8 protein-coding genes are annotated in these 13,445 nt (G+C 68.8%); 1 reads left to right on the forward strand and 7 read right to left on the reverse strand.

The features are described from left to right. Positions 1-106 precede the first annotated feature (106 nt). Positions 107-2,992, reverse strand: a complete 2,886-nt coding sequence (locus ACWDO5_RS23605) for a vitamin B12-dependent ribonucleotide reductase (RefSeq protein WP_450532325.1) — start codon at positions 2,990-2,992, stop codon at positions 107-109. 171 nt (positions 2,993-3,163) lie between these two features. Continuing rightward, positions 3,164-3,676, reverse strand: coding sequence for a transcriptional regulator NrdR (gene nrdR, locus ACWDO5_RS23610; protein ID WP_450532326.1), 513 nt, complete (start codon positions 3,674-3,676; stop codon positions 3,164-3,166). Between the two features lie 542 nt (positions 3,677-4,218). Here nrdR and lexA point away from each other — a divergent pair. Then, positions 4,219-5,004, forward strand: a complete 786-nt coding sequence (lexA, locus tag ACWDO5_RS23615) for a transcriptional repressor LexA (RefSeq protein WP_450532327.1) — start codon at positions 4,219-4,221, stop codon at positions 5,002-5,004. Between the two features lie 85 nt (positions 5,005-5,089). On the opposite strand, the gene ACWDO5_RS23620 is transcribed toward lexA, so the two are convergent. The 5 genes from ACWDO5_RS23620 to ACWDO5_RS23640 form a co-directional block, all read right to left on the reverse strand. Further along, a complete protein-coding gene (locus ACWDO5_RS23620; RefSeq protein WP_450532328.1) occupies positions 5,090-7,060 on the reverse strand; it encodes an ATP-dependent DNA helicase in 1,971 nt (656 codons plus the stop codon). 52 nt (positions 7,061-7,112) lie between these two features. Further along, complete coding sequence (locus ACWDO5_RS23625) at positions 7,113-9,068, reverse strand: IucA/IucC family protein (RefSeq protein WP_450532329.1); 1,956 nt, start codon at positions 9,066-9,068, stop codon at positions 7,113-7,115. A 63-nt stretch (positions 9,069-9,131) separates the two neighbouring features. After that, complete coding sequence (locus tag ACWDO5_RS23630; RefSeq protein ID WP_450532330.1) at positions 9,132-9,869, reverse strand: GNAT family N-acetyltransferase; 738 nt, start codon at positions 9,867-9,869, stop codon at positions 9,132-9,134. Between the two features lie 40 nt (positions 9,870-9,909). After that, positions 9,910-11,811, reverse strand: a complete 1,902-nt coding sequence (locus ACWDO5_RS23635) for an IucA/IucC family protein (RefSeq protein WP_450532331.1) — start codon at positions 11,809-11,811, stop codon at positions 9,910-9,912. A gap of 27 nt (positions 11,812-11,838) precedes the next feature. Next, positions 11,839-13,215, reverse strand: coding sequence for a diaminobutyrate--2-oxoglutarate transaminase family protein (locus ACWDO5_RS23640; RefSeq protein ID WP_450532332.1), 1,377 nt, complete (start codon positions 13,213-13,215; stop codon positions 11,839-11,841). Positions 13,216-13,445 lie beyond the last annotated feature (230 nt).

Consider the following 13,445-nt stretch of genomic DNA (forward strand, 5'->3'; position numbering starts at 1 on the left):
GCCGCCTCGCCGGTCATGCCCTTCGCGACCGCCTTCGCCTGGAAGATGGCCAGGATCATCTTGTACGTGGAGCCGTTGCCGACCCCGGTCTCTCCGTCAGGCAGTGTCAGCTGCAGCCGCTGGTCGAGCCGCAGCCCTCGCAGATGTAGCAGGAGCCCGCCCGCTGCATCTTCGTCCCGCAGGAGAAGCACAGCGGCGCGTCCGCGCTGATGCCCAGCTGCATCTCAACGAGCTCCGCCGAGGTGTGTGCCTGCTTCGGAGCCGGAACCTCCGCCTTCGGAGCGGCGACAGCCTTCAAGGTCTCCTGGTGACGCGGGGCGGACTGGGCCAGACCCTCGACGTCCATGTCCTCGTCGGACGGCTCGTACGAACCGGTCTCCAGGTGACGCTGACGCTCCTCGGCCGAGTGGATGCCGAGAGCCGAGCGCGTCTCGAAGGGCAGGAAGTCCAGCGCCAGGCGGCGGAAGATGTAGTCGACGATCGACTGCGCCATCCGCACGTCCGGGTCGTCCGTCATGCCTGCCGGCTCGAAGCGCATGTTGGTGAACTTCGAGACGTACGTCTCCAGCGGGACGCCGTACTGCAGACCCACAGAGACTGCGATCGAGAAGGCGTCCATCATGCCCGCGAGGGTGGAACCCTGCTTCGACATCTTCAGGAAGACCTCGCCGAGACCGTCGTCCGGGTAGGAGTTGGCGGTCATGTAACCTTCGGCGCCACCCACCGTGAAGGAGGTGGTGATGCCGGGACGGCCCTTCGGGAGGCGCTTGCGGACGGCACGGTACTCGACGACCTTCTCGACCGCGGCGCGGATCGTCCCCTCGGCCTTCTCGGTGACCTCGGCCTTCTCCTTCTCCTTGGTCTTGGCGGAGAGGGGCTGGCCGACCTTGCAGTTGTCGCGGTAGATCGCGAGCGCCTTGACGCCCATCTTCCACGCCTTGAAGTAGATCTCCTCGACCTCTTCGACGGTCGCCGTCTCCGGCATGTTGACCGTCTTGGAAAGCGCGCCCGAGATCCACGGCTGGATCGCCGCCATCATGCGGACGTGGCCCATCGCGGAGATGGAGCGCTCACCCATGGCGCAGTCGAAGACCTCGTAGTGCTCGGTCCTCAGGCCGGGGGCGTCGATCACATTGCCGTGGTCCGCGATGTGATCGACGATCGCCTCGATCTGCTCCTGCTGGTAGCCGAGGCGGCGCAGCGCCTGCGGGACCGTGCCGTTGACGATCTGCATCGAGCCGCCGCCGACCAGCTTCTTGAACTTGACCAGGGCCAGGTCGGGCTCGAGGCCGGTGGTGTCGCAGGACATCGCAAGACCGATGGTGCCGGTCGGCGCGATGACGGACGCCTGGGAGTTACGGAAACCGTTCTTCTCACCGAGGCGGATCACGTCCTGCCAGGCCTCCGTGGCGGCGGCCCAGATCGGCGAGTCCAGGTCGTCCATGCGGACGGCCACGGCGTTGGCGTCGGCGTGCTGCTTCATGACGCGCTTGTGCGGCTCGGCGTTGCGAGCGTAGCCGTCGTACGAGCCGACGACCGCGGCGAGCTCGGCGGAGCGCTTGTACGACGTGCCCGTCATCAGCGAGGTGATGGCACCGGCAAGCGCGCGTCCGCCCTCGGAGTCGTACGCGTGACCCGTAGCCATCAGCAGCGCGCCGAGGTTGGCGTAACCGATGCCCAGCTGACGGAAGGCGCGGGTGTTCTCGCCGATCTTCTGGGTCGGGAAGTCCGCGAAGCAGATGGAGATGTCCATCGCGGTGATGACCAGCTCGACGACCTTGGCGAAGCGCTCGACGTCGAAGGACTGGTGCCCCTCGCCGTCGTCCTTGAGGAACTTCATCAGGTTCAGCGAGGCCAGGTTGCACGAGGTGTTGTCCAGGTGCATGTACTCACTGCACGGGTTCGAGCCGTTGATCCGGCCGGACTCGGGGCAGGTGTGCCAGTGGTTGATGGTGTCGTCGTACTGAATGCCGGGGTCCGCACAGGCCCAGGCGGCCTCGGCCATCTTACGGAAGAGCGACTTGGCGTCGACCTCTTCGATGACGTCGCCGGTCATACGGGCGCGCAGCCCGAACTTCCCGCCGTTCTCGACAGCCTTCATGAACTCGTCGTTCACACGGACCGAGTTGTTGGCGTTCTGGTACTGGACGGACGTGATGTCGTCGCCGCCCAGGTCCATGTCGAAGCCCGCGTCACGCAGGGCGCGGATCTTCTCCTCCTCCTTGACCTTGGTCTCGATGAAGTTCTCGATGTCGGGGTGGTCGACGTCGAGAATGACCATCTTGGCCGCGCGGCGCGTGGCGCCGCCCGACTTGATCGTTCCTGCGGACGCGTCGGCACCACGCATGAAGGAAACAGGACCAGAGGCGTTGCCACCGGAGGAGAGCAGCTCCTTGGAGGAACGGATCCGGGAGAGGTTCAGGCCGGCGCCGGAGCCGCCCTTGAAGATCATGCCCTCTTCCTTGTACCAGTCGAGAATCGACTCCATGGAGTCGTCGACGGACAGGATGAAGCAGGCAGAGACCTGCTGCGGCTGGGGCGTGCCGACGTTGAACCACACCGGCGAGTTGAAGCTGAAGATCTGGTGCAGGAGGGCGTACGCCAACTCGTGCTCGAAGATCTCGGCGTCGGCGGGCAAGGCGAAGTAGCCGTAGTCCTCGCCTGCCTTCCGGTACGTCTTCACGATCCGGTCGATCAGCTGCTTCAGACCGGTCTCGCGCTGCGGGGTGCCGACGGCCCCGCGGAAGTACTTGCTGGTGACGATGTTGACCGCGTTCACCGACCAGAAGTCGGGGAACTCGACGCCACGCTGCTCAAAGTTGACCGAGCCGTCGCGCCAATTGGTCATGACGACGTCACGGCGCTCCCAGACCACCTCGTCGTACGGATGCACGCCGGGGGTGGTGTGGATTCGCTCGATACGCAGACCCTTGCTCGCCTTGGATCCCTTGGCGCGGGACCCTCGTGCCGGGCCGCTCGTCGTCTCTGTCATGCCGCCTCCCATACATGGGCAAAAACGCCCTGAAGTGCCCAGATCTTCCCGTGGCACAGTCTGTGTCTGATGCCGCGGACGCCACACATAGCGCCCGTGGCAGGTCTTTTGCCGCCCTGCTGCCAATCGGCGGGCCGGTGGGGTGGGCCCAAGCCGCTCAGCCGGTGTTCCTCAGTCGGCGGCGGTGGCGGGCGCGGGGACCTCGAGGGTCTCACCGGTCCCGCATTCTTCTGCGGGAGGCCGTTGCTCGCGGAGCTCCGCGATGGCGGCCTCGAAGTCTTCGAGTGAGTCGAAAGCCCGGTACACGGACGCGAAACGCAGATACGCGACGAGGTCGAGTTCCTGCAGGGGGCCGAGTATGGCCAGACCCACGTCATGGGTGGTCAGCTCGGCGCTGCCGGTGGCGCGCACCGCTTCCTCGACCCGCTGGCCGAGCTTGGCGAGGGCGTCCTCGGTCACCGGCCGCCCCTGGCATGCCTTGCGCACGCCGGTGATGACCTTGGCACGACTGAAGGGCTCGGTCACGCCGCTGCGCTTGATCACCATCAGCGAGGCGGTTTCCACCGTCGTGAAGCGGCGGGAGCAGTCAGGACACTGCCGGCGACGCCGGATCGACGTTCCGTCGTCGGTGGTGCGACTGTCGACGACACGGCTGTCGGGGTGCCTGCAGAAGGGGCAGTGCATGGCTCCCAACCCTCCTTCACAGCACGACTGAATAGCCTCGACAGGCCCGTCGAAGCCCTACGAAGCAACCCCAAGCATAGGCGACGGCCACGGCCTTGGCGGACCAGGGACCACAACTTCTGGGTGGCTGACACAATCCAACCACTAGATCTGGGGTTTGGCCGCACTTTCGACCCTCAACGCGTGTCGCGCGGCGGCAGTACCGTACGGGCGGCGTACGCGTGGTGACGCAGCGACACGAACGCGGCGCGGGACCGGCCACGAGGGTACGGGAGACGCGCGGCTCCGTGGATTCCGGGCCGCCGGGTGCAAGACTGGGAAGCACCCCGGAATGGGCCGGCGTCACCCGCCACCACCGCAATCCAGTCGAGGGCGTTGCCGTAACGGCCTGGATTGCCTTACGGTCCGAGCGTTCGCACATACACCCAGGCAGGCGCCCACGTGAGACAATCTGTAATTTTTCACTCGAACGTGTGTTTGGCGCAACCTTTCGAAACCCACTACCGTTGTGCAGCGAGGGAGACCATTCGAGAGGGGCCGACGTGACCACCACCGCAGACAGTGCCACCATCACTGCCCAGGACCGCTCCCAGAACCGATTCGAGCCGGTGCATGCCATGAATGACGCAGCCACGAGTCCCGAGGGGACCAAGCCCACGCGTTCGCTGCCCGGCCGACCTCCCGGGATCAGGGCGGACAGCTCCGGACTCACGGATCGGCAGCGGCGCGTCATCGAGGTGATCCGTGACTCCGTGCAGCGGCGGGGATACCCGCCGTCGATGCGCGAGATCGGCCAGGCGGTCGGGCTGTCCAGCACCTCCTCCGTCGCGCATCAGCTGATGGCGCTGGAGCGGAAGGGCTTCCTGCGCCGGGACCCGCACCGGCCCAGGGCATACGAGGTGCGTGGCTCCGACCAGCCCAGCACCCAGCCGACCGACACGACGGGCAAGCCGGCAGCGTCGTACGTACCCCTGGTTGGCCGGATCGCGGCCGGTGGCCCCATCCTCGCCGAGGAGTCGGTCGAGGACGTATTCCCGCTCCCCCGCCAGCTCGTCGGCGACGGCGAGCTGTTCGTGCTGAAGGTCGTCGGCGACTCGATGATCGAGGCCGCCATCTGCGACGGCGACTGGGTCACCGTGCGCCGCCAGCCCGTCGCGGAGAACGGCGACATCGTGGCCGCAATGCTGGACGGCGAGGCCACGGTCAAGCGTTTCAAGCGGGAGAACGGCCATGTGTGGCTGCTGCCGCACAACGCGGCGTACCAGCCCATTCCAGGCGACGAGGCGACCATCCTCGGCAAGGTGGTGGCGGTGCTGCGGCGGGTGTAACCGACCCGCCGGCTCTGACCGGGCCCCGGGACCCACTGCGCCGGTCCCGGGGCCCTGCTCTGCCCGGACCGCATTCCGTCCGGGGCTACTTACCGTCCGCCTTGGCTGTGGCGTCGATCGCGGCCAGCGAGCGACGCACTTGATTGCGGTCCGTGGTGTACCAGAAGTCGGGCAGCGAGGCGCGCAGATAGCTGCCGTAGCGGGCGTTGGCCAGCCGCGGATCGAGCACGGCGACGACGCCGCGGTCACCCGTGGCCCGTACGAGACGGCCCGCGCCCTGGGCCATCAGCAGGGCGGCATGCGTCGCGGCGACAGCCATGAAGCCATTGCCGCCGGCCTCCTCCACCGCCTTCTGGCGAGCGCTCACCAGCGGATCGTCGGGGCGCGGGAACGGAATCCGGTCCATCACCACCAACTGACAGCTGGTTCCAGGCACATCGACACCCTGCCAGAGCGAGAGCGTGCCGAACAGACAGGTCTCCGGGTCGGCGGCGAAGGACTTGATCAACTCGCCGAGGGTCTCCTCGCCCTGGAGCAGGATCGGCTTGTCGAGCCTGCCGCGCAGCTCCTCGGCCGCCGCCTGGGCGGCCCGCATGGAGGAGAAGAGGCCCAGCGTGCGGCCACCGGCCGCCTCCACCAGATCGGCCAGCTCGTCCATCATGTCGCCGCGGGAGCCTTCACGGCCGGGCGTCGCCAGATGGCGGGCGACATAGAGGATGCCCTGCTTCGGATAGTCGAAGGGCGAGCCGACGTCGAGCCCCTTCCACTGCGGAGTGTCTTCACTTTCGGTGCCCTCGGGGGCCAGCCCGAGCGAAGCCCCCACCCCGTTGAAGTCACCGCCGAGCTTGAGCGTGGCGGAGGTCAGCACCACCGAGCGCTCGGCGAAGAGCTTCTCGCGCAGCAGACCGGATACGGAGAGGGGTGCCACCCGGAGTGACGCGCCGAAGCGGTCGTGGCGCTCATACCAGACGACGTCGTACTCGGACCCCTGGGTGATGCGCTCGGCGACGTCATGGATGTTCTCGACGGAGGCCAGGGCCTGCTTGCGTACGGCGTCCTCGTCCTGGACGGACTTGTCGCGGGTACTGCCGAGGGCCGAGATGACAGTGCGAGCGGCGTCGCGCAAGGACATCAGCGCGTATCCGAGATCCTCGGGGATCTCCTCGAGGCGGCCGGGGAGGGCGAGCTCCATCAGCCTCTCGAAGGTCTCGGAGGCAGTCTGGAGAGCGTCCGCCGCCTTCTCGTTGACCAGCTTGGCGGCGCGGCGCACGGCACGGTTGACCTGGCCAGGGGTGAGCTCGCCGGTGGCGACGCCGGTGACCCGGGAGACCAGCTCATGGGCCTCGTCGACGATCAGCACCTCGTGCTGGGGAAGCACCGGGGCGCCCTCGATCGCGTCGATCGCGAGAAGCGCGTGGTTGGTGACGACGACATCCGCGAGTTTCGCGCGCTCACGGGCCGCCTCGGCGAAGCATTCGGCGCCGTACGCGCACTTCGTGGCCCCGAGGCACTCCCGGGAAGAGACGGAGACCTGCGCCCAGGCCCGGTCGGAGACTCCGGGGGTGAGATCGTCTCGATCCCCGGTCTCAGTCTCGTCCGACCAGTCGCGCATCCGCAGCAGATCCTGGCCGAGCTTGCTGGTGGGCGCGGCAGCCTCGAACTGGTCGAAGAGACCGTCTTCCTCCTCCTGCGGCGCACCCTCGTGCAGGCGGTGGAGACAGAGGTAGTTGGAACGCCCCTTGAGCATCGCGAACTCCGGCCGGCGGCGCAGCAGCGGGTGCAGCACCTCGACCGTACGCGGAAGATCACGCTCCACGAGCTGCCGCTGAAGGGCCAGGGTGGCCGTGGCTACGACGACCCTCTCCCCGTGCGCCAGGGCGGGCACCAGATAGCCGAGCGACTTTCCCGTGCCGGTGCCGGCCTGGACGAGCAGGTGGGAATTGTCGTCCACGGCTTCGGCGACGGCCTCGGCCATGGTGACCTGGCCAAGCCGTTCCACCCCGCCGACGGCGGTGACGGCGGCGTGCAGGAGCTCGGGGAGGGATGGCTTCGTCATAGCCCGACCAGCCTACGGGGCGCCACTGACAACGCGATCACACCTCGTCTCATCAAGAGGTGCTCAGCGGATTGGGGACGGTGCCGTGGACGGCGGCGTGAGGGCGGGTCGGACGGTCGCGGTAGCCGTCGAGATGCAGCCTGTTGCGGTTGAGACAGAGCCGCTCGATACGCGGCGTGAGCAGGTCGAACGTCTCGTAACGTTCCTTGAGCTCCGGGAAACGGGCCTGCTGCCGCAGAATCTCCGACCGTACGAGCGCGAAGAACTGCTCCTCCGATACGCCCAGTTGCTCCTCGCAGAGGGGTGCGAGGAAGCGGAAGACGCCGACGAAGAGCCCTGAGTGGATGAACTGCGTGAGGAAGGCCGGCTGCTCGGCAAGGAGGGTCTTCCGTACGTCGTCGGGCATCGAGTCGTGCTCGGGCAGCGGCTGGGCGCTGACATTCACATCGTCGACGAAGTCCTTGATCGCCAGGCGTACGGGGACGTCCTGGTCGTCGAAGACGACGATGGCGTTCTCGCCGTGCGGGGAGAAGACAGTGCCGTAGCGGTAGAGGAAGTGCAGCAGTGGCGGCAGCAGCGCGGAGAAGAGCCGCTGGAGCCAGACGGCAGGAGCGAGTCCGGATCGTGCGACCAGCTCGGCGGTGAAAGCGCGGCCCTGGGTGTCGACGTGCAGCAGCGAGGCGAGGGTGCGCGCCCGCTCGCCGGGGGCGAGACGGGGCTGCAGCGGCTCGCGCCAGATCGCGCCCAGGAGTTCCTTGTACTGGTACGGCACCTCGGGGAGATGATCATAGAGAGGGTGCTCGACGGTGACCGATGCGACTTCCCCGAGGAGGATCACGCCGCATTCGTCGCGCAGGAAGGGGTCCCCGTCGCGCAGTCCGTGCACCCACGAGGTGACGGCGGGGGCTGCGAGGGTACGTTCAGTGGGGAGACCGCGCCAGACCAGGGTGTTGAGGATGGACAGCGGCAGTTTCACTGTGTGCCGGTCGGCACGGTCCACGTTGACAAAGGTACGGATGGACTGCTGCGGCAGCCGTAGATCACCGTCCGTGGGGAGCGGGACGATGTCGCCCTGCGCGACGGCGGGCGCGAAGAGCGGCAGGAGCACCTCGTCCCACTGCCACGGGTGTACGGGGAGGAAGAGGTACGTGTCGGGGTCGAGGTCCCTGGCGCGCAGCGCGGCGGCGAAGGAGTCGCGGACGGGCGCGTCGAGTTCACGGGCGTACAGGTCGTCGGGTCCGGCGAGCCCGGGGACTCCTCGGTAGGCGGCGAGGGTTCGGCTGACCGCGATCCAGGGGAGCCGCGCGGGGCTGCGGGCCTCGGGCGACCAGCGGGCGGTGTCCGTGGCGGAGAACCCGATGCGGCCCTTGTTGAGCACGAGCCACGGGTGGCCGGTCTGGTGGCCTTCGAGTTCGGCATAGCTGAGGTCGGCGAGCTCGGCCACGGCCAGTGCGCGGTGACCGATTCCGGTGTCCGAGACGAGGGTGGCGGTCAGCTCGCGGAGGAGGTGGCCGAGGGTGGCTCCGTCGAGTTCTAAGAGACGGCAGGCGCGGGCGAGGAAGGCGAGCGGGTCGGCGAAGGGGCGGCCCTCGAGGTCGATGGAGTCCGGATCGACGCGCCAGCTTCCGTACGCTCCGCGCCGGGCCAGGAAGGACAGGGTGCTGCCGTCGTCGAGCGTGAGGGTGTACGCGTCGCAGCCTCGGCAGGCGTCCGCCGGCCGGCCGGGGGCGGTGGGCCGGAGCGGGACGGCGAGCGGGAGCGGGGCTGTGGCGGGCCGGGGGGCTCGGTGGGGGGCCGAGGCTGTGGCGGGCATGCCGGCTCGGAGCGGGTCCGGCGCTGGGGGCCCGACCGGGACTGGCTGGATGATCTCTTCGTAGGCGAACTCGCCGAGCATCTTGGCGAGGAGCCGCACGGCGGCACGGTCCCAGGCCTGTGGGTTCAGCCCGGGCGGGGTAAAGGGGACGGCGGGCGGCTGTTCCGAGTCATGGGTGGCAGGGGACTTCGGCACGGGGACACCTCGAGTGGAACCGATGCGGGTCGAGCGGTGTAAGTAAGGCAGCGGGTCGTTCGTTCACAGCAGGTTGCGAAGCGCGCGATCGCGGACCATGAGGGCGGCTCGTTTGTCGGGGAGGTCGACTTCGGCGGAGAAGCGGAAGCCGGCGCTCAGGAAGGCAGAGACGGAGGGGGCATTGCGCAGGTCGGGTTCTGCGATGACGCGTGCGCATCGCGGCCGATTGTCGAGCACGAGATCGGCGACGGCTCTGAGGAGGGTTGAACCGACACCGCGGCCGCGGTCGGCGACGCTCCCGATCAGAAGGTGGATACCGATGTCATGGGGACGGGCCGGGTAGTGCCGCGCCAGGGGGTCGAGATCGGCGCGGTAGATCTCGAAGTAGCTCATGGGGATGCCGCTGAGAACGCCGAGGCAGGGGATGCTGCGTCCGTCGCCGTCGAGCTGGGCGCGCAGATGGGAAGCGGTGACGGAGTCAGGTCCCCCCAGTTCCCAAAAAGCGGCCACTGCCGGGTCGTTCATCCAGCGGCTGATCCGTGCCAGATCGCGTTCGATGCGTACGGGGACTAGATGGAAGGCCCCGGCGGATGTGGTGGCGGAGCCCCAGCCGGCGGGGTTGTCCAGCAGATCGCCGGTGCCGGTGGTGTCCCCCTGCTCAGGGTCGCCGGGCTGCTCGTCCTCCCGGAACAGCGCGAGGAGCTCCTCGGGGAACCGCAGGTCCAGGGTGTCCTCGACGCTCCCGCCGAGCTGGGGCGTGGGACCGGCTCCGGTGTCGGTGCTCGCATCGGTGTGAGGCACAGCGGGGCTCTCCTCTCGCAGTTCGGTCGGGTGTGTTGCATCAAGGACGAAGGGGGTTGGTGATCGTGACGTAGACGGACTGGGTGTCGACCGGGCCGATGAGCTCGTCGAGGCCGCGGAGCCGGGTGAGCAGATTGGCCTTGGACCGGAGTGTGGGGGCGTCGAGGAGCTGCGCGGGCAGCGGTGAGCCGAGGTCAGCGGTCGCCGAGAGGAACTGCCGGAATGCGGCGATGAGTACGCGCTCGTCGGCCAAGTGCTGCGCTCCGAACGCTCCGATCAGACCAAAAACATTGTTGATGCCGAGGTAGTAGGCGAAGCGCTCGTCGGTGATGTCGTCGGAGACGAAGGTGTCGCTTGCGGAGCCGATGCCGGGAAGGCGGCGTTCCAGTTCGGCGCGGTGGGACTCTCGGAAGTAGTAGCCCTGGTTGTCGCGGTAGCGGCCGCCGACGGGCCAGCCGTCGGGGTCGAGGATCACCAGGGTGTTCTGCTGGTGGGCTTCGAGTGCGATGCCCGCCGTCGCGTCCAGCCAGAGCACCGGGCGTACGACGTGGTCGAGGTAGCGCAGGAACCACTCGGTGGCGACGGCGCCGGTGGGCCTGCCGGTGCGGGCGACGAGCCGGGCCACTACGTCGGCGAGGCGCGAGCGCATCCCGGGACGGCCCGGCCAGGGGCGGGGCGCGGTCAGTCCCGCGATGCACACGGCGTCGTCGCCGAAGCCGAACGGGTTGTGGCGCACCACGACGTCGAGTCCGGGCACGGGCTCATCTTCAGCGGTGTCGACGGCGAGCCACGCGGGGTCCCGCACGATGTCGAAGCCGGGGTGGACTGCCTGCCACTGCTCGGCGAGGCCGGTGCGGAGCAGCCGGTGGACCTCGACGCCGCGGTGGAGTTCTTTGCGGAGGTTCTCACGACGGGAGTTGGTGATGCGTACGCCGAGGGAGAGCTTGAGCATGGCCGGGGCGCCCGGACGGTGCACGGTGCGGACCGAGGAGGTGGGATGCCAGGGGTCTCCGTAAGGACCGAGGTCATGCAGAAGATCGGCGTCGAGGAGAGCGACGACGGCGGGGCGGTGCTTCAGTTCGCGGGCCTGCCAGGGGTGCAGCGGCAATAGAACGGAATGGTGGGGGGGTTGGAGGTCCCCGCCGAGGCGAGCGGTGATTTGCTCGGCCGGCAAGATGCGGCCGTGTTCCGTCCAGGCCGATTCGGTGGCCAGGACGGACCGGTCTACGGCCATCCAGTGCAGGGGAAAGGAGCCGTGCAACTCCGGTGAGTAGAGCCGGACTTCGGCCTCGGTCAGTCCTTCGCGGCTCTTGGGTGTCGGGTGCAGCGGGTGGCCGAGCAGGAGCGACTGCTCGGCGGTGAGGAAGAGGTCCGCCTGAGGGTCGGGAGCGGGGCGGGCGCGGCGGTCGGTGATGAAGTCGGCGGTGCGCCGTACAGAGTCCGCGACCCGGCCGACCAGATCGGCTCCTTCGCTCTGACCCGCTTCCCGGCCGAGGAGGGCCGCGACGGTCACGGCGTCGGTGCCAGGCGCGTCGCGCGGCCCTCCTTCAAGGGCGGGCAGGCCGAAGCGGTGCCAGCCAGTGGCCGACCAGTAGCGGACGGGGACGAGCAGCGCGGTACCGCTGGCGTGCAGCGGGATGCGCAAGGTAGGCCCGTCGGGCTTGTCGAAGTTGTTCTCCCGCACCCAGCAGCGGAGCAGATTCTCGACAGCCGCCGCGTCCGCAGCGCGACACGGATCCGGATGGTCGAGGAGCTCGACGGCACCCGTGCCTGTAGGCGTGCCCGCGGTGGGGGTGTGCTCTTCACCGTGGCCCCCTGTCTGTTGGCGCGGCACAGCCGCCGCCTCGATCGTGAGGGGGCCGCGCATACCGCCTTTTGCTTGGTGCTGGAAGGTGGGACGGCCGTCGGCCTCGGGCACATCGGGTGCGGGAGTGGGGTTCACGGAGGTCTTCCTTGCGATCTGTACGGGTCAGTAGGACTGCCCGCTGTCGGTACGGCGTTGCAGGGAGCGCTCGGCGGCGGCCAGTGCATCGGCAAAGCGGTCGAGGACGGCCGCAGCTTGTTCGTCGGTGAGCGTGAGAGGAGGGAGTAGCCGCACGACGCCGGACTGACGTCCGCCGAGTTCGACGATGAGCCCGCGGTCCAGGCACTCCTGCTGGACGGCGGCGGCGAGGGCGGGAGCGGGCGGCGGGACGAGTGCGTCCGGGGACGCGGCGTCCTGGTCGACGAGTTCGACGCCGATCATGAGGCCTCGGCCGCGTACGTCCCCGATGCAGGAGTGGGCCGCGGCCAGCCCCTGGAGGCGGCCCAGCATGCGCGCGCCTAGCGTCGCGGCGCGGTCGGCGAGCCGGTTCTCGCGTACGAACGCGAGAGTGGCCGCTCCCGCTGCCATGGCGAGCTGGTTGCCGCGGAAGGTGCCCGCATGGGCGCCGGGCTGCCAGGCGTCGAGTTCGGACCGGTAGACGACCACGGCAAGCGGAAGGGAACCGCCGATCGCCTTGGAGAGCACCATCACATCGGGCACGATTCCGCTGTGCTCGACCGCCCAGAAGGTGCCGGTCCGACCGACTCCCGTCTGCACCTCGTCGGCGATCAGCGGGATGGAGCGGGCCTCGGTGATCTCTCTCATCCTGCGCATCCAGGCGTCGGGGGCGGGGATCACTCCGCCCTCCCCCTGCACCGGTTCCAGGATCATCCCGGCCGGCCCGGGCACCCCGCCCTTGGGGTCGTCGAGAAGGCTTTCGGTCCAGCGGGCGCCGAGTTCGGCGCCGCGCTCGCCGCCGATCCCGAAGGGGCAGCGGTAGTTCTGCGGGAAGGGCAGCCTGGTCACGCGTACATCGGTGGCGCCGCCCGAGGCGTCGAGGGCGCCGGCCGTCATCCCGTGGTACGCGCCGGTGAACGAGAGGAGGCCGCTTCGACCGGTGGCCGTGCGGACGAGTTTGAGGGCTGCCTCGACGGCGTCTGTGCCGGCGGGCCCGCAGAACTGGATCCGTGCGTCGTCGGCGAACTCCCGCGGCAGCGTGGCGAACAGCTCCGTGGTGAATGCGTCCTTGACCGGGGTGGCGAGGTCGAGGACGTGCAGCGGCGCACCCGAGTCGATGACCTTCCTGATCGCTTCGAGGACCACGGGGTGGTTGTGCCCGAGGGCCAGGGTCCCCGCCCCGGAGAGGCAGTCGAGATAACGCCGGCCGTCCGCGCCCTCGATCGTCAGCCCTCGGGCGCGTACGGGCACGATGGGCAGCGAGCGCGCATAGGTACGGGCAGCGGACTCGCGGAGCGACTGTCGGCGCAAAATCCCCTCGTGCGCGGCGGGCAGCGCCACCGGAGCAGGTTCGGTCACGGCCAAGGCTGTTGGTCCTCCCGCTGTAACAGTTGCGTTGCACATCGGTACCGCGTTCGTCCGCTGCCAAGCCCTGCTGAACGTTGATCGTGGGTACCCCGTACGTACCAACGACGCCGGAAGCCGGGGATCACGGGCAATCGGAAGATCCTTGCGGTGACGGAACCGCGGACCTGGTGCACGCCGTCCCCATCGGCACCGGCATAGTGGGGGGCCGCACTCCGGCCTGGGACAGC

Source organism: Streptomyces sp. NPDC000880, from assembly GCF_053599675.1.

Coding starts and splice junctions, on each gene's coding strand:
- ACWDO5_RS23605 (WP_450532325.1), bottom strand. CDS start 2,992: ATGACAGAGACGACGAGCGGCCCGGCACGAGGGTCCCGCGCCAAGGGA.
- nrdR (WP_450532326.1), bottom strand. CDS start 3,676: ATGCACTGCCCCTTCTGCAGGCACCCCGACAGCCGTGTCGTCGACAGT.
- ACWDO5_RS23620 (WP_450532328.1), bottom strand. CDS start 7,060: ATGACGAAGCCATCCCTCCCCGAGCTCCTGCACGCCGCCGTCACCGCC.